A 19,572-nucleotide genomic window follows, 5' to 3' on the forward strand; every position below is an offset into this window, starting at 1 on the left:
ACGACTTCAGTGGACCGTCGGGCAGGCGGCAGCCGTACCGCTGACGCGCACACCTTGGGCGGGAATGCGGATGCCGCACGACAGCCGTAGCTGGGCGGGCAGTTCGTTGTCCGCGCCGATGTGTGCGTGGCAGCCCACGACCACTTCGCGCAGGACGGAGGCGCTGCCGATCGTGGAGTCGTGGTCCACCACCGACTCGTGGATCCGGGTGTTCTCGGCCACGTTCACACCGGAGCCGATGATGGAGCGGTCGACGACCACGTGCGGGCCGATCACGGCGCGCGGGCCGATGGTCGAGCCGCCCGTGACGCGGGCGGTCGGGTCGACGACGGCGGTGGGGTGGATCAGGGCCTGGGACGGCCGCCCCACCAGGGGCGAGGTCGCGTGGCCGGTGACCAGGTCGGCGGAGCCGTGGACGAAGGCGAGCGGGGTGCCGAGGTCACGCCAGTACTCCTCGGTCGTGTGGCCGTACACCCGGCGTCCCGCGGCGACGAGCTGCGGGAAGGTCTCCTGCTCGACCGAGACCTCGCGGTCGGCCGGTATCGCGTCGAGGACCGAGCGGCGGAAGACGTAGCAACCGGCGTTGATCTGGTCGGTGACGCATTCCTCGGGCGTCTTCGGCTTCTCGAGGAAGGCGAGCACCCGGCCGGACCCGTCGGTGGGTACCAGGCCGAAGGCGCGGGGGTCGGGGACGCGGGTGAGGTGCAGGGTCACGTCCGCCGACCGCTCCGCGTGGCGCCCCAGCAGGGTGCGCAGGTCGACGCCGGAGAGGATGTCGCCGTTGAGCACGAGGACCGGCGCGTCCGGCGAGGTGCCGTGCAGGAGACGGGCCGCGTTGCGGATCGCCCCGCCCGTGCCGAGCGGCACCTCCTCGACTGCGTACGAGATTCTCAGGTCCTGGGAGAAGTCCTTGAACTCCTCCTCGAAGAGGCTGGCGAGGTACGAGGTCGCGAAGACCACGTGCTCGACGCCCGCGTCCATCAGCTTGGCGATCTGGTGCCGGATGAAGGAGGAGCCGGCGACGCCCAGCAAGGGCTTCGGGGTGTGGTTGGTCAGGGGGCGCAGGCGGGTTCCCTTGCCGCCTACCAGAATGATGGCTTCCTGCATGATTGCCTCCGCTCGGTCAGCTTGCGGTGTCGGTCCCGGGTCCTGCGTAGTCAGAGGTGAAACAGGACTTGATCGCCTTTTCGGAGAGGGGACGTCCGGCGAAGTCGAGCCGGGAGGCAACCTTGTCGTCGGGCTTGGTGTTGGGGTCGTCGTCGAACCAGAGCGACCACCAGTAGATGCCCTGCATCTTCCGGTCCTGGACGACCTCGCAGACCGCCTTGTACCAGTTGGCCTGCACCTCGGGGACGAGAGCCCGGCGGGTGTAGAAGTCGCCCGGCGCGTGATAGGCGCCCTTCATGGCGCCGATCCCGGTCTCGGACACGAGGATGTTCGGCAGCGGGCCGGTGGCCTTCTTGTCCAGCCAGGTGTTCCAGCCGTCGACCAGGTCGGAGACCGGGGCGGTGTCCGGCACCTTGACGGGGAAGTAGGCGTCGACGCCCAGGTGGTTGACCGGCATGTTGATGCGGCCCGAGACGTAGTTGTCCCAGTTGGCGTCGTAGGAGACCTCGCCCGAGAAGTTCTTCTCGGCGGAGGCCACCAGGGCGTCCCAACCGGGGTCGCCCTCCAGCGAGTTGAGCTCCGTGCCGATCACGAAGGTGTTCGTCTTCGTCTCCTCGGCGGTCTTGAGGTACGGCGTGAGGAGCTTCTTGTACGACGCGAACCAGGCCGAGCGGGAGGCGGGCTCGATGTTGCCGCGCCAGCCGTTGTTCTGCTTCAGGTTGCCCTCGTCCAGAATCGGGCGGAGCGTGGTGCGGAACCCGGCGTCCTCGAAGACCTTCAGCACCCGTTCGAGGCGCTCGGGGGAGGGGGTCTTGGCCCCGGCCGACAGTTCGTCGGACGTGCGGCCGCCGATGAAGTAGGGGAACGAGAGGGACACCGAGTTGGCACCCAGGCCGATGAGGTACTTCGCCTGCTTGCGGGCCTGGTTCTCGATGAACGTGTCGGATCGTTTCTTCGTCTCCTCCTCCCAGTAGAGCTGCACGCCCCACTGCGGCATGCCCTTCTTCCAGGGCTTGGCGACCCGGAGGGCGTCGGTGGCGGAGGAGGAGGCGGGAGAGCCGGAGGGAGAGGATCCGGGCGTCTTGCCGGACGGGGTCGCGGAGGTCTCCGAGTCGCCGATGACGACCTTGGGCAGGGCCGAACCCGCCTCCCAGCGGACCGGGTGGTCGCCGAGGACGAAGGGGGCGCCCAGCACGAGGCTGAGAACGGTCACAGGGAAGATCGCGAGCAGGGGCAGTCGTGAGCGCATGAGTCTGGTGTCTTCCGGGCGGTCAGGCGGGCTTGGCGATCACGACGAACTTGTTCTCCTCGCGCCGGACGAACCTCAGGAAGCCCTTGAAGCCGCCGAGACCCTCCAGCACGGAGAAGACCGGGATGCAGACGACCACCACGATCGGCTCCCACCACTTGCGCCGGCCGCTGACCGAGGCGAGCGCGTTCAGCCGCAGCCCCTCCCAGTAGGTCCAGATCACATAGGCGAAGTTGAAGGCCCACAGGATGGTGATGGACTGGGTCACGGGCGAGGTGTTCATGTCGTTGAAGAGCCAGCCGATGAGCAGCACGGCGCCGATGTGCTGCAGCGGGCCGAGGATCCAGGTGGTCACGCAGATCGACAGGAACCATCGGTAGCGCCAGGGCACGGCCTTGTTGAAGCAGAGGGCCACCAGGCCCCAGGCCCACCGGTCACGCTGCTTGATGAAGTCGGCGGCGGTGGCGGGGGAGGCGCCGTAGCAGCGGCCGTTGAACCAGTCGCTCCTGCCGGGGTACTTCCGGCAGAAGGTCAGGGCGAGACGGGCGTCCTCGACGATCTCCTTGGGGCCGAAGTCCCAGCCGATGGTCGCCTCGATGGACGCGCGCAGCACCAGCAGTTCGCCGTGCACGCCGGCGGCCGGGGTGCCCATGCCGGTCAGGGCGCGGAAGCGGGCGATGTCGTCGGCGGGGCGCACCGCGTCGGCGAGCCACGTGAACATGTTGACCGCGTTCTCGCGCGGGTAGGTGAGGATGCCCTGGGCCATGTGCTTGGCCTCGTCGGGGTGGGCGCGGCGCTGGCGGTTGATGAACTGGGCGAGCGAGGACGCGGTGTCGGGTCCGACACCGGTGTCGTCGTCCATGTGCAGCACCCAGACGTAGTCGAGGGCCTCGCCCTCGGCGATGCGCAGCTCGTGGGCGTAGTGGTTGGCGCGGGCCTTGAAGCGGGTGCCGTTGGCCGGGACGTAGTCCTTGGGCACGGTGATCACCCGGATCAGCGGGTGGGAGTCGGCCAGCCGGTCGATGTCCGCCGCCGCCTCGCAGCCCTCCTCGGTGAGGATGTCGACGCGCAGGTACGGAAACCACTCGGGCAGGTGCTCGACGTACGAGAGGATCGAGCGTTCCAGGGCCGGGTAGGTGTCGTTGCGCCCGATGGTCGGGCACAGAACGATCAGGAAGTCCTCCTCGGCCGGTGCCGGAGGGATCATCCGGTCGCTCTTGCGGACCCGGCGGCGGATCAGCAGCGCACCCTGGATTCCGACCAGGACGCCGACCACCGGCAGGGTCCAGACCACGGACAGGGCCCAGCTCAGCACGGACGAACTGGGGCGGTAGCTCCACAGCCCGAACGCGACCAGCAGGATGAAGGGCAGCAGGAACGGGAGGATTCCCGGCTTCCATGCGGCGGTTCGTTTGGCGAGTTTCTGATTGTGCCGCGAATGCGGCACACCCCCGTCGACGACTGTCGATGCCATGACGACTGCGGAACTCTCCGTGAGATCGGTGGCGCGTTGAGGCACGACGGATCTTGATCACGGCATGGCTACGCACCGTGACAGATGATGTGGTTCCGGGTCCATCCCCTCAACGCCTTCTTTGGCGCTTTCGGTCAGCCGCGCTCAGATGCCCCCCCGGGCGGCCGAAGACTGACCGAACAGAACACAGATCCTTACACATATGTGTGGGACTGAAAACGCTTGTGAGGAGGATGTGCTCAAAAGTTAATCAAGTCACGTCTTGTGTAGTGATCTCGGCCCGAAGTGGTCGACCTACACCCGGTGTCCGCCCGTGATTACCCTCGGTGACCCATAGGTGCGTTTCACATCGGCCGCGGTGTTCTTGCCGCTCGGCTGCGTGACGTTGTCGTACGACAGGGCCTGACCCCACACCGTCCACAGCACCCACGGGGTCCGGTCCAGCGTCCGGGGCTGGTCGGCGTTGAGCGGCACATGGAAGGATTCGGCCACGATGCGCGGCCTGCGGTACTCCTCCAGGCCGCGGTACCAGACCTCGGTCCAGGCGCCGTCGCCGAAGGGCTCGGCCGGGGAGCCGCTGTAGTCGTCGACGCCGACGACGTCGACGTGACGGCCGCCCGGGTAGTACGGCCGGGGATCGCGGCCGTAGGGGCCGTTCCAGGAGTTCGGCGACCAGACGAACACCAGGTTGTGCAGACCGCGACGGCGCACGAGATGGTCGTACGTCAGCCGCCACAGCCGGTGGAACGCTGCCGGGTCCTGCCCCGCCCACCAGAAACCGTGGCCCGGAGCGGTGTTCATCTCGTGGTACGGCCGCAGCAGCACCGGCACCCCACGGCCGGCGAGGTAGCCGAGGTGGTCGGCGAGGAAGTCCAGGTCGTGCAGAAGGGCCCGGTGCTCCGCGGTGCCGTCCGTGACGACCCGGTCGAACCAGTCGCGGTCCTGCGCGCCGGGGGAGTTGCGGTGCAGGGTCTGCGCGTAGCCCTTGACCGGGCTGCCGGGATACGGCTGGTGGAAGGAGAAGCCGACCATGCCCGCGGGCCCGCCCCCGTTGTGCGGGAGGGAGACCTCGGCTCCGGTCGCGCACTCCGTGTGGGTGCCGGAGGGGCGGTACGAGCCGTCGGCCGCCCGGGGCAGCCCCGCCCACACGCCGACGGCGAGGTCCACGGCATCGTCGACGTACCCCCAGTAGGGGCGGCAGGCCGGCCAGGCCTTCGAGTACGAGCGGGCCGTGCCCACCGCCCAGCCCGGCTGTCCGTAGCCGGGTCCGAGGTCCAGCTCCACGAAACCGGGCAGTTTCCCGGTGATGTCCCTGGCCTTGCGGTAGTAGTAGCCGGGCTGCTTGGTGCCCCGGAAGTCGCCGTACGCCTTGTTGTAGCGCTCGTTGTGCAGCTCCACGTGCTGGCCGATGACCGTGCGGGACGGACGGCCGCGGCGGGCGTCGTTCTCCAGGCCGGCCAGCAGCGCGTAGACCCGGCGGGCCGCGGGGGTCGCCTCCGGGTCCCGGTCGCGCAGGTCGGTGGGGACGAGCGGGGTCTGTCGGCTGCCGCGCTCGGACCAGGCCCACACCCCCAGCGGGGCCAGCAGGGCCGCCCCCGCCGTCGCGCCCAGGAGCCTGGCCCGCCCTCGCATGTCCAACGCCCTACGCCGGTTCCACGAGGAGCCGTACGAGGGCCGAGGCCGCGAGGGCGGTGCCGCCGAGGCCGGGGCCCGGACCGGCGGCAACGGTGAGCAGACGGTTTTCGGGCGGGTGGTGCGCGGCCATGGACAGGTCCCCCCAAGGACAGCTGATCAGCGCGTGATCGCGAAGGGGGAGGCTCTCACACGGTCGCGCGCCGTGTCATTCGCCCGCGGCTGTCGACGCCTGAGCCTCGCCCCGGCGGTGGATCTGGCGGAAGGTGAACTCGGCGAGGTTGTCGCCGATGCCGAAGACCGCGGTGTCCTTCTCCGTGACGTTCTTGCCGCTGGCGAAGCCAGCGATCGTGAAGTAGGCGTAGCGGCCGTAGGAGTTCGAGGTCGTACGGCAGATCGCGGAGTTGCAGAAGGCCTTGACCGCACCGCCCGACAGCGACTTGACGATGTCCTTCTTGGTGTTGACCTGCCCCTTCGCCTTCGCCGCCTGGGCCTCGGTGTCGAAGACGGCCACCCCGACCGTCACCGAGACGCCGTCCTTGGTGTAGCTGACGCGCATGAACTGCGTGCAGCCGTCGGCCTTGAGGATCTTGCCGAGGCTGGCCTGGACGGTGTCGGTCGCCGCGCAGTTCTTCGTGTCGGAGGTCGTGCCCTTCTTGTACACGGTCGAGCCCATGGTCAGCTGGGTCCCCGGGAAGAGGATCCGGGCGCTGAGCGGGGCCGTGTCCTTGGCCTTGCTGGCGATGAAGTCCTTCGGGTCCAGCGGCGGCGGGGCACTGGTCGGCGCGAACGACGGGGCGGTCCCGGTCGCGCTGGGGATCGCGGCGGCCGACACCGAGGACGTCGGCTTGTTCGCCTCGTCACCGCCGTCCGCCGACACGACGGCCATCGCCACGGCGGTGCCTATCGCGACCGTGGCGAGCGCGCCGCCGACGATGAAGAACAGCCGGCGCCGTCTGTTACGGATCTCCGAGGCCTCGGCGAGCGCGGCCCAGTCCGGAGTCTGCTCGCCCCCGCCGCTGCTCCACGGCTGCTGTGACTGCGGTTTCCAGGGATCCCACTGGGACGGGGGTCCCCCCTGCTGCCCAAAGCTCATGGGGCGCATCTTAGACGGGGGACAGGAGGTGCCGTCGGGCCTGTGGACACCGGCCTCGGGGACCTTTCCGGCACCGCTGCACATCTCGGCCGCGAAGGTGCCGCGAGGGCCTCGTTTTGACCCGTCCGTGCGACCCCGGTATCCTGCTGGTTCGTTGTGTATTGGCCTGCTCACTCTCATGCGAGAGGCCTTTACCTAGGTTCCCTGGAGCAGTTACCAGTGGGCGGCATACGGGCATCGTCCCGGCCATTGTCGTCCCCAGCTGCACGATCGCTTCAGTGATGCCATGTGTCAGCACCCATCCACTGAAGAAGAAGGCTGCGAAGTGCGTACGTACAGCCCCAAGCCCGGCGATGTGACTCGCCAGTGGCACGTCATTGACGCTCAGGACGTCGTCCTGGGCCGTCTTGCCACCACTGCCGCCTCCCTGCTGCGCGGCAAGCACAAGCCGATCTACGCCCCTCACGTCGACACCGGTGACTTCGTCATCATCATCAACGCCGACAAGGTGCACCTGTCGGGCAACAAGCGGACCCAGAAGATGGCGTACCGCCACTCCGGTTACCCGGGTGGTCTGCGCTCCGTCCGCTACGACGAGCTCCTCGACAAGAACCCCGAGAAGGCCATCGAGAAGGCCATCAAGGGCATGCTTCCCAAGAACACCCTCGGCCGTCAGATGCTCACCAAGCTGAAGGTCTACAAGGGTGACGTGCACCCGCACGCTGCGCAGCAGCCGGTGCCGTTCGAGATCACCCAGGTCGCGCAGTAGTTCCGGCCACACCCCCTAAGACAGAAAAGAATCTGAGGAGAATCGTGGCCGAGACCACCGTCGAGACGCCCGTCGAGGGCGAAGAGATCGTCGACATCGACAGCTACACCACCGAGTCCGAGGTCCCCGTCGAGGGCGAGTACACCTCGGAGTCCATGGCGTCCCGCTTCGGCGACCCGCAGCCGGCCGCCGGCCTGGGCCGTCGCAAGAACGCCATCGCCCGCGTCCGGATCGTCCCGGGCACCGGCAAGTGGAAGATCAACGGTCGCACCCTCGAGGACTACTTCCCGAACAAGGTGCACCAGCAGGAAGTCAACGAGCCCTTCAAGGTGCTCGAGCTCGAGGGCCGCTACGACGTCATCGCCCGCATCGCGGGTGGCGGTGTCTCCGGTCAGGCCGGTGCCCTGCGCCTCGGCGTGGCCCGCGCGCTGAACGAGGCCGACGTGGACAACAACCGCGGCGCCCTCAAGAAGGCCGGCTTCCTCCGTCGCGACGACCGTGCGGTCGAGCGCAAGAAGGCCGGTCTCAAGAAGGCCCGTAAGGCCCCGCAGTACAGCAAGCGTTAATCGCAGCTGCCTGTACGTCCGAACGCCCCGGCGGCACGCCACAGTGCCGCCGGGGCGTTCGTTTATCACAGCCTCAGGCGTATAACGGCACAAGGCGCTCAAAGGCTCATGTGATCGGATGATCTCCGTATCTGACGCTTCCTCAGGAGGACAAGTGGGACGACTCTTCGGCACGGACGGCGTGCGCGGTGTCGCCAACGCGGATCTGACGGCCGAGATGGCGCTCGGTCTGTCCGTCGCGGCGGCGCACGTGCTGGCCGAGGCGGGTACGTTCCAGGGCCACCGGCCGACGGCGGTGGTCGGACGGGACCCGCGCGCGTCCGGGGAGTTCCTGGAGGCCGCCGTGGTCGCGGGCCTCGCGAGCGCCGGTGTGGACGTGCTGAAGGTCGGTGTGCTGCCCACGCCCGCCGTGGCGTATCTCACGGGAGTGCTCGGCGCCGACCTCGGTGTCATGCTCTCCGCGAGCCACAACGCCATGCCCGACAACGGCGTCAAGTTCCTCGCACGCGGCGGGCACAAGCTCGACGACGAGCTGGAGGACCGGATCGAGGCGGTCTACGAATCGCACCGCCACGGTGAGCCGTGGGAGCGGCCGACCGGCTCCGGTGTCGGCCGGGTCCGTGAGTACACCGAGGGCTTCGACAAGTACGTGGCGCACCTGATCGCCGTACTGCCGAACCGGCTCGACGGGCTGAAGATCGTCCTCGACGAGGCGCACGGCGCCGCCGCCCGGGTGTCGCCGGAGGCGTTCTCGCGGGCCGGGGCCGAGGTGATCACCATCGGCGCCCAGCCGGACGGGCTCAACATCAACGACGGATGCGGCTCCACGCACCTCGGACTCCTGAAGGCCGCCGTCGTCGACCACCGCGCGGACTTCGGCATCGCGCACGACGGGGACGCCGACCGGTGCCTGGCCGTCGACCACACCGGTGCCGAGGTGGACGGCGACCAGATCATGGCCGTCCTCGCGCTGGCGATGAAGGACCGGTCGGCGCTGCGGTCCGACACCGTCGTCGCGACGGTCATGTCGAACCTGGGGTTCAAGCTGGCGCTGGAGCGGGAGGGGCTGAAGCTCGTCCAGACCGCGGTCGGCGACCGCTATGTGCTGGAGGAGATGAAGCAGCACGGCTACGCCCTCGGCGGTGAGCAGTCCGGGCACGTCATCATCCTCGACCACGCCACGACCGGTGACGGGACGCTGACCGGGCTGATGCTGGCGGCGCGCGTCGCGGAGAGCGGGCGGTCGCTGAAGGAGCTGGCCTCCGTGATGGAGCGGCTTCCTCAGGTGCTGATCAACGTGCCCGACGTGGACCGCTCGCGGGTCGCCACGTCCGGGGAGCTGGCGTCGGCGGTGACCGAGGCGGAGCGTGAACTCGGAGCCACGGGGCGGGTGTTGCTGCGGCCGTCGGGGACCGAGCCGTTGGTCCGGGTGATGGTCGAGGCGGCGGACATCGACCAGGCCAGGACTGTTGCCGGGCGGCTCGCCGATGCGGTGAAGTCGGCGCTCGGCTGAGTCGGCGGACGGGGGTGGGGGCCGTGCTGTGTGCGGGCAGTGGGGGCCGTGCTGTGCGGGCGGTGGGGCTGTGCGGGCTGTGGGAGCGTCGGGCTTGTCGCGCAGTTCCCCGCGCGCCCCTAAGCCCTAAGCACGCTTCCAGAGCCATTTCTGAAGAAGCAGCGTGAGAGTGCCTGCCAGGACGATGCCCAGCAGGTTCAGCAGGAGCTGGTTGGTCGAGCCGACCATCTGGCTCATGTCGCCGTAGGCCAGGGCGATCGCCGCGTTGGCCGCCGCCGGGACCGTGGTGACCGAGATCGCCACGCCCACCAGGGCGCCTGACTTCGCCGAGGTCAGGGAGAGCGTGCCCGCGATGCCCGCCAGGACCGCGACGACGAACGAGAAGGCGTCGGGGGCGTACACGAACGCGGTGTTGGGGCGGTCGCCCTCCAGGTCGGACTTGTGGAAGAGATTCAGGGCGTCCATGAACCAGGTGAAGCCGACCGTCACCGCCATCGCCGCCGCGAAGCCCACCAACAGGGCGATCAGGGAGCGCAGCGCCAGTCGCGGGTGCCGCTGGACGATCGCCGTGCTGAGGGCGGCCAGCGGGCCGAACTCCGGGCCCACCGCCATCGCGCCCACGATCAGGATCGCGTTGTCGAGCACCACACCGCAGGCCGCGATCATCGTGGCCAGGACGAGGAACGCGAGATAGGTGACGGAGAGCGTCGACTCCTCGTGGGTCGCCTCCGTCAGGTGCTCCCACAGGACCGCGTCCGCGCCCTCGCCGGGAGCCTCGTCCTCGGCCTTGTCCGCGCGCTTGGACAGCGACAGGTCGATGTTCTCGACAGCGATGGACCCGGACTTGTCGAGGTCCAACTTCCGCAGCGCGCCGATGAGTTCGTCACCCGCCTCGCGGGCCACGTCGCACATCACGACATCGCCGGCCGGGTTGCGGGCGGCGCCCGGCACCACGACGAGGTGAGTGGTGCCGACCGTGTTCTCGATCAGGCGGACCACGTCGTCGGTCTTCTCGGCCGGGGTGATCAGGCGCAGATGCAGCATGACGCCTTTCTAACAGGCGCCGGTTGCTAGAGCTTGCGCAGGCTGAGCTTGCGCACCTTGTGGTCCTGGCCCTTGCGGATGACGAGGGTGGCGCGGCCGCGGGTGGGGGCGATGTTCTCCACCAGGTTGGGCTTGTTGATGGTGCGCCACAGGGTGCGGGCGTAGTCGACGGCCTCCTCCTCCGAGACCTGGGTGTACTTCCTGAAGTACGAGTCGGGGTCCTGGAAGGCGGTCCGGCGGAGCTTCTTGAACCGGCTGAGGTACCAGCGCTCGATGTCCTCGGCGCTCGCGTCGACGTACACGCTGAAGTCGAAGTAGTCGGCGAGACCGACGCGGGTGCGGCCGTCGGTGCCGGGCAGGGCGGGCTGCAGGACGTTGAGGCCCTCGACGATCAGGATGTCGGGGCGGCGCACGGTGAGCCGCTGGTCCGGGACGATGTCGTAGATCAGGTGGGAGTAGACGGGGGCGGTGACCTCGTCCTTGCCGGCCTTGATGTCGGCGACGAAACGGGTCAGCGCGCGGCGGTCGTACGACTCCGGGAAGCCCTTGCGCGACATGAGCCCGCGGGCCTCCAGTTCCCGGGTGGGCAGCAGGAAGCCGTCGGTGGTGACCAGCTCGACGCGGGGGTGTTCGGGCCAGCGGGAGAGCAGGGCCTGGAGGAGACGGGCGACGGTGGACTTGCCCACGGCGACCGATCCCGCGACCCCTATGACGAAGGGAGTGCCGGACTGGGAGCCCTGTTCGCCGAGGAAGGTGTTCAGGGCGCCTCTCAGCCCGTCCGTGGCGCCGACGTAGAGATTCAGCAGCCGGGACAGCGGGAGGTAGATGTCCCGCACCTCGTCGAGGTCGATGACGTCACCGAGACCGCGCAGCTTCTCGACCTCTTCGGCGTTCAGCGGGAGCGGAGTCTTCTCACGCAGCGCGCTCCACTCGGCGCGGGTGAGGTCGACGTAAGGAGTCGCCTCCGGCTTGTGCCGGTGGGCGCTCCGGGGCATCGGGGAGACCGGAGAGATCACAGTCCATTGTTAACGGAGTTTGAACGGGGTGGGGGGTGGGGTGGGTCACGTCGGGCTGTCCGCGCAGGCGAGGTGGGCGGCGCAGAGGCGGCAACGGAAGAGGTACGCGGTGGGCCGGCCGGCCTTGTCGAGGGAGGCGAGGAAGCCCTCGACCTGGTGCGGCGGCCAGGTCCACTCGGCGCAGCGACGGCGGAGATCGTCGACGGCGTCCGGGTGCTTCTCGAGTTCCCTCGCTCCGGCGGGACCGAGAAACTCGGCGCCGTCACCGCAGTGCGTGAGCCAGGTCGGGGACTGCCGGGCGGGGAATCCCGGGGTGCGCCTGAGGATCGCCGCCACGACGTCCTCGGGTACGTCGCCCTCGATGTTCTCGATGCCCTCGGTGAAGGTGGCGTCGTACCGCTCGGCGGCCTTGCCGAAGGCGATGCAGTACGGGCAGATGCCGCTGTCCGGGGCGTCGGCGGCGTGGACGGGGCCGGTGTATACCCAGCCGCGTTCCTGGCCGCAGCACACGCAGGGGGCGTCGGAGGGGGTCACGGAGCCGGTGGCGACGGGGTTGGGGTGGTAGGGGAACCGGGGGAGGGCCGGGCGTCGGCGGGGTTCCGGGTGCGGGGAGATCAGGTGCTGGATCGCCCGGCCGGTCAGGGCCTCGGGTGCCACGACGAGCGCTTCCGCACGCAGGCTCTCCGGCAGGTGTCCGCGGTCGTCCTCGTCGGTGAGGATCATCGGGCAGTCCTGCGGCACGACTCCCGCGCGGGTTCTGCGGGCGAGTGCGGCCACGCGGTCGAGGACGTCACCGAAGGCGAAGCGGCTGAACGTGAGGCCGAGGGCGTCGCCGTGGACCTCGGCCCCACCGCCGTCCTCGGCTTCGAGGTCCCAGCACTCCGGGAGGCCGGTGGCCGGCATTCCGCCCACGGTGACGGGACCGAGCACCTCGCGTATCGCGGTCTCGTCCATGGGGGCGGGTTGTCCGTCGACGAACCGCAAGACGTACAGGCTGTAGCTCACGTGCTTCCTTTGAACTCGGCGGGCCCGGTTGTCGAGTATGCGTCTCTCGGGGATATCCGGAATCGGGCACGAAGTGCCGTGTTTTGGTGGGCCTGGGCCCCTAGGCTGCCGCGCATGTGCGGAATCGTGGGATACGTGGGGTCGCAGTCGGCGCTCGATGTCGTGATGGCCGGGCTGAAGCGGTTGGAGTACCGGGGGTACGACTCGGCGGGGGTCGCCGTGCTGGCGGACGGGGGGCTGGCGGCGGCGAAGAAGGCCGGGAAGCTGGTCAATCTGGAGAAGGAGCTGGTCGATCGGCCGTTGCCGACGGGGGTCACCGGGATCGGGCACACCCGGTGGGCCACGCACGGCGGGCCCACGGACGCCAACGCGCATCCGCATCTGGACAACGCCGGTCGGGTGTCCGTCGTCCACAACGGGATCATCGAGAACTTCGCCGCCCTGCGGGGCGAGTTGGCGGAGCGAGGACACACCCTCGCCTCCGAGACCGACACCGAGGTCGTCGCCCATCTGCTCGCCGAGGAGTTCTCCGCGACCGCCGACCTCGCCGAGGCCATGCGGCTGGTGTGCCGGCGGCTGGAGGGGGCGTTCACGCTGGTCGCGGTGCATGCCGACGAGCCTGACGTGGTCGTGGGCGCGCGGCGGAACTCGCCGCTCGTGGTGGGCGTCGGCGAGGGGGAGGCCTTTCTCGCCTCCGACGTCGCCGCCTTCATCGCCCACACCCGCTCGGCGATCGAGCTCGGTCAGGACCAGGTCGTGGAGCTGCGGCGCGACGGCGTGACCGTCACCGGGTTCGACGGGCGCCCTGCCGACGTCCGCTCCTACCACGTCGACTGGGACGCCTCCGCCGCCGAGAAGGGCGGCTACGACTACTTCATGCTCAAGGAGATCGCCGAACAGCCGAAGGCGGTCGCCGACACCCTGCTCGGCCGTATCGACGCGGCCGGTTCCCTGACGCTGGACGAGGTCCGGATCAGCGCGTCCGAGCTGCGGGAGGTCGACAAGGTCGTCATCGTCGCCTGCGGTACGGCCTTCCACGCGGGGCTCATCGCCAAGTACGCCATCGAGCACTGGACCCGGATCCCCTGCGAGGTGGAGCTGGCCAGCGAGTTCCGCTACCGGGACCCGATCCTGGACTCCCGGTCCCTCGTCATCGCCATCTCCCAGTCCGGGGAGACCATGGACACCCTCATGGCGCTGCGGCACGCCCGTGAGCAGAGTTCGAAGGTCCTGGCGATCTGCAACACCAACGGGTCCACCATCCCCCGGGAGTCCGACGCCGTGCTGTACACGCACGCCGGGCCCGAGGTCGCCGTGGCGTCGACGAAGGCGTTCCTCACCCAGCTCGTGGCGTGCTACCTGGTCGCGCTGTACCTCGGGCAGGTGCGGGGGACCAAGTGGGGCGACGAGATCTCCGCCGTCATCCGGGACCTCTCGCACATCTCCGGTGAGGTCGAGCGGGTGCTGGAGACGATGGAGCCGGTGCGGGCGCTCGCGCGGTCGCTGGCCGACAAGAAGACCGTGCTGTTCCTGGGGCGGCACGTCGGGTATCCGGTGGCCCTCGAAGGGGCGCTGAAGCTCAAGGAACTCGCCTACATGCACGCCGAGGGCTTCGCGGCTGGGGAGTTGAAGCACGGGCCGATCGCGTTGATCGAGGAGGATCTGCCGGTCGTGGTGGTCGTGCCCTCGCCGCGGGGGCGGTCGGTGCTCCACGACAAGATCGTGTCCAACATCCAGGAGATCCGGGCGAGGGGGGCGCGGACCATCGTCATCGCGGAGGAGGGGGACGAGACCGTGGTGCCGTACGCCGACCATCTGATCCGGATCCCGGCCACCCCGACCCTGCTGCAGCCGCTGGTGGCGACCGTGCCGCTGCAGGTGTTCGCCTGCGAACTGGCCACGGCCCGGGGCAACGAGGTGGACCAGCCCCGGAACCTCGCCAAGTCGGTCACTGTGGAGTAGTCGGCTGACCGCGGCGTATTCCGTCCCGGGTTCGTGGCTCCCCTCGACGAAGAGGGTGACGAGGAACGGGGGCCACAGGGTCGCGGGAACGGCCTTGTCCAGTACGGCGATCCGCTCCTGCGTGACGTCGCCGAACGGGGTCGGCTCCACGATCACCTGGCAGCCGTTGGCCAGGCACGGCTGTGGTGCGAGCTGGTCGCGGCTCGACCGGCACGGTCAGATGTGCGACTCGGGAGGGAAGCCTGTCCAGCGCAGTTCGGCGGGCAGGTGTCGCATGTCGTTGGAGACGAGGACGGAGGCCGCTCGGCCGGGCGCGTAGCGGATGACCGTGAGCGCCGCGTTCGCGTGGTTGAGGCCGAGCCAGCGCCACTTCGGGGCGTGCATGGCGTCCCGGACGAGCCAGGCGACCAGGAAGTTGTGCGTGACGACCAGTTCGTGCCGGTCCTCCCCGCCGTCCACCGGTCCGGTGAACAGGTCGAGTGCCCGGCGGGCCAGCGCAGCGCCCTGCTCCCGCTCGTCGTCGGTGGTGTCGGCGAGGAAGCGGAGGTAGAAGTCCGCTGATTCGGGCGGGAGTTCGGCCCTCTGGGGTACGTAGGGCACGTAGTCGCCCGCGACGTCCGAGACGAGCAGGGGGACGTTCGCCAGTTGGTCGTGGATCAGACGAGCCGTCTGTGCCGCCCGCGGCAGCGGACCGTGATGCACGGCCGTGAAGGGGATGTCCTGGAGGCGTCGGCCGAGGAGCGCGGCCTGCCGCTGTCCCGCCTCGGTCAGTCCGCTCTCGTCCGGCAACGCCTCGCCGTGCCGGACGAGATACAGGTATCGGGTCGCTGCGCCGGTCGTCTCACGCTGCACGGTGGTGGTCTCCTCGACAGGTACATCTGACGTGGTCATGGTCACATTGGCCTGCGATCCCACGGGACGACGGCTCCGGTGATGACGCATGGGCAGAGCTGACCGCGAGGGGTGCCGGGTGGATCGTAGAGTGCCCGGATGAGCATCATCGGGGTCGGTATCGACGTCGCCGAGATCGAGCGGTTCGCGGCGTCGCTGGAGCGTACGCCGGGGATGGCCCGGCGGCTGTTCCTGGACAGCGAGTTGATGCTGCCCAGTGGGGAACGGCGGGGGATCGCCTCGCTCGCCGCCCGGTTCGCCGCGAAGGAGGCCCTGGCCAAGGCACTCGGGGCGCCGGCCGGACTGCACTGGACCGATGCCGAGGTCTACGTCGAGGACACCGGGCAGCCCCGGCTGCGGGTGACCGGGACCGTCGCCGCGCGGGCCGCCGCGCTCGGGGTGCGGTCGTGGCATGTGTCGCTCAGCCATGACGCCGGGATCGCGTCGGCCGTGGTGATCGCGGAAGGGTGACGACCGCCGGGCCGATATCCGGTGGGCCCGGTTCTCCATTGTTCGGCTCCGCCGCCGACGGGGGACACTCGATCCCATGCGTACTGCGTACAACGTGGAGACGGTCAGGGCCGCCGAGCGGGAGCTGATGGCACGGCTGCCGGAGGGCGCGCTGATGCAGCGGGCGGCCGCCGGGCTGGCCGCCGCCTGCGCCGATCTGCTGGGGCGGGTGTACGGCCGTCGGGTCGTGCTGCTCGTCGGGAGCGGGGACAACGGCGGGGACGCCCTGTACGCGGGGGCGCGGCTCGCGCGGCGGGGCGCCGGGGTCACCGCCGTGCTGCTCTCGCCCGACCGCGCCCACTCCGCGGGGCTGGCCGCACTGCGCCGGGCCGGCGGCCGGGCCGTGGGGATCGACGGGCGGGCCACGCCAACCCCAGGACCCGCCGCCCCGGCAACTGCGGGACCCGCCCCGGCAACCGCAGGACCCGCCGCCCAGGCAACCGCGGGATCCGCCCCGGCAACCGCGGGATCCGCCCCGGCAACTGCGGGATCCGCCCCGGCAACCGCAGGACCCGCCCCGGAGACCCACACCGTCGAGCGGCTCATCGCGCAGGCCGATCTGGTCCTCGACGGCATCGTCGGCATCGGCGGCAAGGGCGGGCTGCGGCCCGACGCCGCGCGGCTTGCGGAGGTGGCCGACCGGTCCCGGGCCGCCGTCGTCGCCGTGGACCTGCCGAGCGGGGTCGACGCCGACACCGGGGAGGTGCGCGGGGCGGCCGTACGGGCCGATCTCACCGTCACGTTCGGGACGCACAAGCCGGGACTGCTGGTCGATCCCGCCCGGGAGTACGCCGGGTCGGTGCGGCTCGTCGACATCGGGCTGAGCGCTGTGCTGCCCGCCGAGGCGGAGCTCGAGGCCCTCCAGCACGCCGACGTACGGCGCCTGTTGCCCGTGCCGACCGGCGAGAGCGACAAGTACCGGCGAGGTGTCGTCGGGATCGCCGCCGGGTCCGCCCGGTATCCGGGGGCCGCCGTGCTCGCCGTGCACGGGGCGCTGCGCGGCGGCGCCGGGGCCGTGCGGTACGTCGGGCCCGCCGCGGACGCCGTGATCGCCCGCTTTCCCGAGACGCTCGTCTCCGACCGGGGGCCCAAGCACGCCGGGCGGGTGCAGGCGTGGGTCGTCGGACCGGGAGCCGGGGACGACGCCTCGGCCGTGGGCGAGGTGCTGGCGTCACAGGTGCCGGTGCTCATCGACGCGGACGGACTGCGGCTCGCCGACCGGGACGCCGTACGCGCGCGTACCGCGCCCACCCTCATGACCCCGCACGCCGGAGAGGCCGCCGCGCTCCTCGGAGTGGCCCGCGAGGAGGTCGAGGGAGCCCGGCTGGCCTCGGCGCGCGAACTCGCCGCTCGCTACGACGCGACCGTGCTGCTCAAGGGGTCGACCACGCTCGTCGTCGACGCCGGCGGCGGTGCCGTACGCGTCAACCCGACCGGGACGGCCTGGCTGGCGACCGCCGGCAGCGGGGACGTCCTGTCCGGTCTCGCGGGGTCCCTGCTCGCGTCCGGGCTGAGCGCTCCGGACGCCGGCAGCGTGGGCGCCTACCTGCACGGGCTGGCCGGACGGTTCGCGGCGGACGGGGCCCCGGTGGGGGCGCACGACGTGGCCGAGGCGGTTCCGGCGGCCTGGAGGGACGTGACGGACGCGTGACCGGGGACCGGTGAACGGGCCAAATGGACGCGTAGCCGCGAACTACTACCTGATGGGACCAATACCGGTCGGCCGAATATGCGGCGCCGAAAGGGCGATGTTTCGCTGGCCGCATGGATGAGCCACACATACACGGCACCACCCGGCGTGAGTTGCTGGGCGGCGCGGCAGTCGTACTGGGGAGTCCCGTTCTCGGTTTCCGCGGGGACGACCCGGAGCCATTGGAGGAAGAGCCCGGCGGGAACTGCGGCGGCGACTACGACGCCGAATTCGAGGAACTGCTGGCGGCCGCCGAGGACGTCGAGGTCAGTGACCGCTCCCTCGCACCCGCGAAATGGAGCCGGCCCATCAAGAAGCGGGCCAGGGTGACGATGCGTTACCGGGTGCGGGGAAACTGGCTGGTCGGATACCACACCGGAGTCGATCTTGCTGTGCCGAAGGGCACCCCGGTTTACGCGGTGGGCACCGGCGTCGTCGTCCTGGCCAGTTGGTCCGGGTCGTACGGAAAGGCCGTGACGATCAAGATGAGCGATTCCCGCTACGTCGTCTACGGCCATCTCAACCGCATCTCGGTCGCGCGCGGTGCCAAGGTCAAGGCCGGCACCCGGATCGGCAGCAGCGGTGCCACCGGTCGTGCCACCGGCCCGCATCTGCACTTCGAGGTGCGCGCCCGGCGCCCGTACGGCTCGGACATCGACCCGGTGAAGTACCTGGCCCGGCACGGTCTGACCCTGTGAGGCACGCGTGACACACGCGGGACGCGCGCCTGTGCGCGCCTCGGGGGACGCGCTCACCGGTGGTGTCAGTCGCCTCTGAGACACTGGGGGCGCCATGAACGAGACAGCAACTGCCCCGACCGCACCGCTGCGCGCCCGCGCCGAGATCGACCTGGCCGCGCTGCGGGCCAATGTGCGGACCCTGCGCGCCCGCGCGTCGGGAGCCGACGTCATGGCCGTGGTCAAGTCCGACGCGTACGGCCACGGCGCGGTGCCCTGCGCCCGCGCCGCGGTCGAGGCGGGCGCGCGGTGGCTCGGCACCGCCACACCGGAGGAGGCCCTCGCGCTGCGCAAGGCGGGGCTGCCGGGGCGGATCATGTGCTGGCTGTGGACGCCCGGCGGACCCTGGCGGGAGGCGATCGAGGCCGACCTCGACGTGTCCGTCAGCGGGATGTGGGCGCTGCGGGAACTCCTCGCGGCGGCCCGCGAGACCGGCCTGCCCGCGCGTGTGCAGCTCAAGGCCGACACCGGCCTCGGCAGGAACGGCTGCCAGCCCGGCGAGGACTGGGCCGAGCTGGTCGCCGAGGCCCTGCGCGCACAGTCCGAGGGCCTCCTCAGTGTCACCGGCCTCTGGTCGCACTTCGCCTGCGCCGACGAGCCCGGGCATCCCTCCATCGCCGCCCAGCTCACCCGCTTCCGGGAGATGCTGGCGTACGCCGAGGGCCAGGGCGTGCGCCCCGAGGTGCGGCACATCGCCAACTCGCCCGCCACGCTCACGCTCCCGGAGAGCCACTTCGACCTCGTCCGGACCGGCATCGCGGTCTACGGCATCTCGCCCAGCCCCGAGATCGGTGACCCCGCCGACTTCGGACTGCGCCCGGTGATGACGCTGTCGGCGTCGATCGCGCTGGTCAAGCGCGTCCCGGGCGGCCATGGCGTCAGCTACGGCCACCATTACGTCACCCCCGGCGAGACGACCCTCGGCCTGGTGCCCGTCGGCTACGCGGACGGCATCCCGCGCCACGCCTCCGGCGCCGGACCGGTGCTGGTCGACGGCAAGTGGCGCACGGTCGCCGGGCGGATCGCCATGGACCAGTTCGTCGTGGACCTCGGCGGCGACGAACCAGCCGCCGGCACCCGGGCCGTCCTCTTCGGCCCCGGCGACGGGGGCGAGCCCACCGCCGAGGACTGGGCGCAGGCCGCGGGCACCATCGCCTACGAAATCGTGACCCGCATCGGAACACGCGTTCCGCGCGTCTATGTGAATGAGGAACAAGCGGGGTAATCGCACAGCGTGTGCGAGAACAGCCAGTCCCGCGTCACCGGTATCACCCGACCCGGCGAAACCCGACCCAGCGAACAGGAGCGGTA

At 70.3% G+C, this 19,572-nt stretch carries 18 protein-coding genes; 8 read left to right on the forward strand and 10 right to left on the reverse strand.

Going from position 1 to position 19,572, the window contains the following annotated elements:
- Positions 1-6: 6 nt before the first annotated feature.
- The 6 genes from IOD14_RS04450 to IOD14_RS04470 all read right to left on the reverse strand — a co-directional run bounded on the left by IOD14_RS04450 (position 7) and on the right by IOD14_RS04470 (position 6,558).
- Positions 7-1,107: an NDP-sugar synthase gene (locus IOD14_RS04450; protein ID WP_123991114.1), complete on the reverse strand. Its 1,101-nt coding sequence runs from the start codon at positions 1,105-1,107 to the stop codon at positions 7-9.
- A gap of 16 nt (positions 1,108-1,123) precedes the next feature.
- On the reverse strand, positions 1,124-2,356 hold the full coding sequence (locus tag IOD14_RS04455) for a hypothetical protein (RefSeq protein WP_249125826.1): 1,233 nt from the start codon (positions 2,354-2,356) through the stop codon (positions 1,124-1,126).
- Between the two features lie 22 nt (positions 2,357-2,378).
- Positions 2,379-3,830 carry a glycosyltransferase family 2 protein gene (locus IOD14_RS04460; protein ID WP_249125827.1) on the reverse strand — a complete coding sequence of 484 codons (1,452 nt, stop codon included), beginning with the start codon at positions 3,828-3,830 and terminating at the stop codon, positions 2,379-2,381.
- A 294-nt stretch (positions 3,831-4,124) separates the two neighbouring features.
- Entirely contained in the window at positions 4,125-5,462 is a 1,338-nt protein-coding gene (locus tag IOD14_RS44705; protein WP_212669699.1) for a glycosyl hydrolase, read from the reverse strand.
- A gap of 10 nt (positions 5,463-5,472) precedes the next feature.
- On the reverse strand, positions 5,473-5,595 hold the full coding sequence (locus IOD14_RS44710) for a hypothetical protein (protein ID WP_280844795.1): 123 nt from the start codon (positions 5,593-5,595) through the stop codon (positions 5,473-5,475).
- A 75-nt stretch (positions 5,596-5,670) separates the two neighbouring features.
- Entirely contained in the window at positions 5,671-6,558 is an 888-nt protein-coding gene (locus IOD14_RS04470) for a hypothetical protein (protein ID WP_123991116.1), read from the reverse strand.
- A gap of 325 nt (positions 6,559-6,883) precedes the next feature.
- Here IOD14_RS04470 and rplM point away from each other — a divergent pair, with 325 nt between their 5' ends.
- The 3 genes from rplM (at position 6,884) to glmM (ending at position 9,406) form a co-directional block, all read left to right on the forward strand.
- On the forward strand, positions 6,884-7,327 hold the full coding sequence (gene rplM, locus IOD14_RS04475; protein ID WP_123991117.1) for a 50S ribosomal protein L13: 444 nt from the start codon (positions 6,884-6,886) through the stop codon (positions 7,325-7,327).
- Positions 7,328-7,371: 44 nt separating this feature from the next.
- Complete coding sequence (gene rpsI / locus IOD14_RS04480; RefSeq protein WP_031038459.1) at positions 7,372-7,893, forward strand: 30S ribosomal protein S9; 522 nt, start codon at positions 7,372-7,374, stop codon at positions 7,891-7,893.
- Positions 7,894-8,047: 154 nt separating this feature from the next.
- Entirely contained in the window at positions 8,048-9,406 is a 1,359-nt protein-coding gene (glmM, locus tag IOD14_RS04485; protein ID WP_212669700.1) for a phosphoglucosamine mutase, read from the forward strand.
- 126 nt (positions 9,407-9,532) lie between these two features.
- Here glmM and IOD14_RS04490 read toward each other — a convergent pair whose 3' ends face one another.
- The 3 genes from IOD14_RS04490 to IOD14_RS04500 all read right to left on the reverse strand — a co-directional run bounded on the left by IOD14_RS04490 (position 9,533) and on the right by IOD14_RS04500 (position 12,471).
- Positions 9,533-10,450, reverse strand: a complete 918-nt coding sequence (locus IOD14_RS04490) for a DUF389 domain-containing protein (protein WP_212669701.1) — start codon at positions 10,448-10,450, stop codon at positions 9,533-9,535.
- A 26-nt stretch (positions 10,451-10,476) separates the two neighbouring features.
- Positions 10,477-11,445, reverse strand: coding sequence for a type I pantothenate kinase (coaA, locus tag IOD14_RS04495; RefSeq protein ID WP_174269208.1), 969 nt, complete (start codon positions 11,443-11,445; stop codon positions 10,477-10,479).
- A 66-nt stretch (positions 11,446-11,511) separates the two neighbouring features.
- Positions 11,512-12,471: a CbrC family protein gene (locus tag IOD14_RS04500; RefSeq protein ID WP_249125828.1), complete on the reverse strand. Its 960-nt coding sequence runs from the start codon at positions 12,469-12,471 to the stop codon at positions 11,512-11,514.
- Between the two features lie 114 nt (positions 12,472-12,585).
- Between IOD14_RS04500 and glmS the strand changes: the two genes are divergently transcribed.
- Complete coding sequence (glmS, locus tag IOD14_RS04505; protein ID WP_212669702.1) at positions 12,586-14,433, forward strand: glutamine--fructose-6-phosphate transaminase (isomerizing); 1,848 nt, start codon at positions 12,586-12,588, stop codon at positions 14,431-14,433.
- A gap of 216 nt (positions 14,434-14,649) precedes the next feature.
- Here the strand turns inward: glmS and IOD14_RS04510 are convergent, their stop codons facing one another.
- Positions 14,650-15,324 carry a histidine phosphatase family protein gene (locus IOD14_RS04510; RefSeq protein ID WP_123991122.1) on the reverse strand — a complete coding sequence of 225 codons (675 nt, stop codon included), beginning with the start codon at positions 15,322-15,324 and terminating at the stop codon, positions 14,650-14,652.
- A gap of 99 nt (positions 15,325-15,423) precedes the next feature.
- Between IOD14_RS04510 and IOD14_RS04515 the strand changes: the two genes are divergently transcribed.
- The 4 genes from IOD14_RS04515 to alr all read left to right on the forward strand — a co-directional run bounded on the left by IOD14_RS04515 (position 15,424) and on the right by alr (position 19,486).
- The gene (locus IOD14_RS04515; RefSeq protein ID WP_123991123.1) at positions 15,424-15,795 is read left to right on the forward strand and encodes a holo-ACP synthase; all 372 of its coding nucleotides are present in this window, start codon (positions 15,424-15,426) and stop codon (positions 15,793-15,795) included.
- Between the two features lie 127 nt (positions 15,796-15,922).
- The gene (locus IOD14_RS04520) at positions 15,923-17,485 is read left to right on the forward strand and encodes an NAD(P)H-hydrate dehydratase (protein WP_212673199.1); all 1,563 of its coding nucleotides are present in this window, start codon (positions 15,923-15,925) and stop codon (positions 17,483-17,485) included.
- A 113-nt stretch (positions 17,486-17,598) separates the two neighbouring features.
- Entirely contained in the window at positions 17,599-18,222 is a 624-nt protein-coding gene (locus tag IOD14_RS04525; protein ID WP_123991124.1) for a M23 family metallopeptidase, read from the forward strand.
- Between the two features lie 94 nt (positions 18,223-18,316).
- The gene (alr, locus tag IOD14_RS04530; protein WP_123991125.1) at positions 18,317-19,486 is read left to right on the forward strand and encodes an alanine racemase; all 1,170 of its coding nucleotides are present in this window, start codon (positions 18,317-18,319) and stop codon (positions 19,484-19,486) included.
- The last annotated feature ends 86 nt before the right edge of the window (positions 19,487-19,572 follow it).

Source organism: Streptomyces sp. A2-16 (assembly GCF_018128905.1).
In the GTDB taxonomy this organism is placed as follows: Bacteria; Actinomycetota; Actinomycetes; order Streptomycetales; family Streptomycetaceae; genus Streptomyces.

Bases quoted from the DNA above. Each gene is read 5' to 3' on its own strand.
- IOD14_RS04450 (WP_123991114.1), bottom strand. From the start codon at position 1,107: ATGCAGGAAGCCATCATTCTGGTAGGCGGCAAGGGAACCCGCCTGCGC.
- IOD14_RS04455 (WP_249125826.1), bottom strand. From the start codon at position 2,356: ATGCGCTCACGACTGCCCCTGCTCGCGATCTTCCCTGTGACCGTTCTC.
- IOD14_RS04460 (WP_249125827.1), bottom strand. From the start codon at position 3,830: ATGGCATCGACAGTCGTCGACGGGGGTGTGCCGCATTCGCGGCACAAT.
- IOD14_RS44705 (WP_212669699.1), bottom strand. From the start codon at position 5,462: ATGCGAGGGCGGGCCAGGCTCCTGGGCGCGACGGCGGGGGCGGCCCTG.
- IOD14_RS44710 (WP_280844795.1), bottom strand. From the start codon at position 5,595: ATGGCCGCGCACCACCCGCCCGAAAACCGTCTGCTCACCGTTGCCGCC.
- IOD14_RS04470 (WP_123991116.1), bottom strand. From the start codon at position 6,558: ATGAGCTTTGGGCAGCAGGGGGGACCCCCGTCCCAGTGGGATCCCTGG.
- IOD14_RS04490 (WP_212669701.1), bottom strand. From the start codon at position 10,450: ATGCTGCATCTGCGCCTGATCACCCCGGCCGAGAAGACCGACGACGTG.
- coaA (WP_174269208.1), bottom strand. From the start codon at position 11,445: ATGCCCCGGAGCGCCCACCGGCACAAGCCGGAGGCGACTCCTTACGTC.
- glmS (WP_212669702.1), top strand. From the start codon at position 12,586: ATGTGCGGAATCGTGGGATACGTGGGGTCGCAGTCGGCGCTCGATGTC.
- IOD14_RS04510 (WP_123991122.1), bottom strand. From the start codon at position 15,324: ATGACCACGTCAGATGTACCTGTCGAGGAGACCACCACCGTGCAGCGT.
- IOD14_RS04515 (WP_123991123.1), top strand. From the start codon at position 15,424: ATGAGCATCATCGGGGTCGGTATCGACGTCGCCGAGATCGAGCGGTTC.
- IOD14_RS04520 (WP_212673199.1), top strand. From the start codon at position 15,923: ATGGCACGGCTGCCGGAGGGCGCGCTGATGCAGCGGGCGGCCGCCGGG.
- IOD14_RS04525 (WP_123991124.1), top strand. From the start codon at position 17,599: ATGGATGAGCCACACATACACGGCACCACCCGGCGTGAGTTGCTGGGC.
- alr (WP_123991125.1), top strand. From the start codon at position 18,317: ATGAACGAGACAGCAACTGCCCCGACCGCACCGCTGCGCGCCCGCGCC.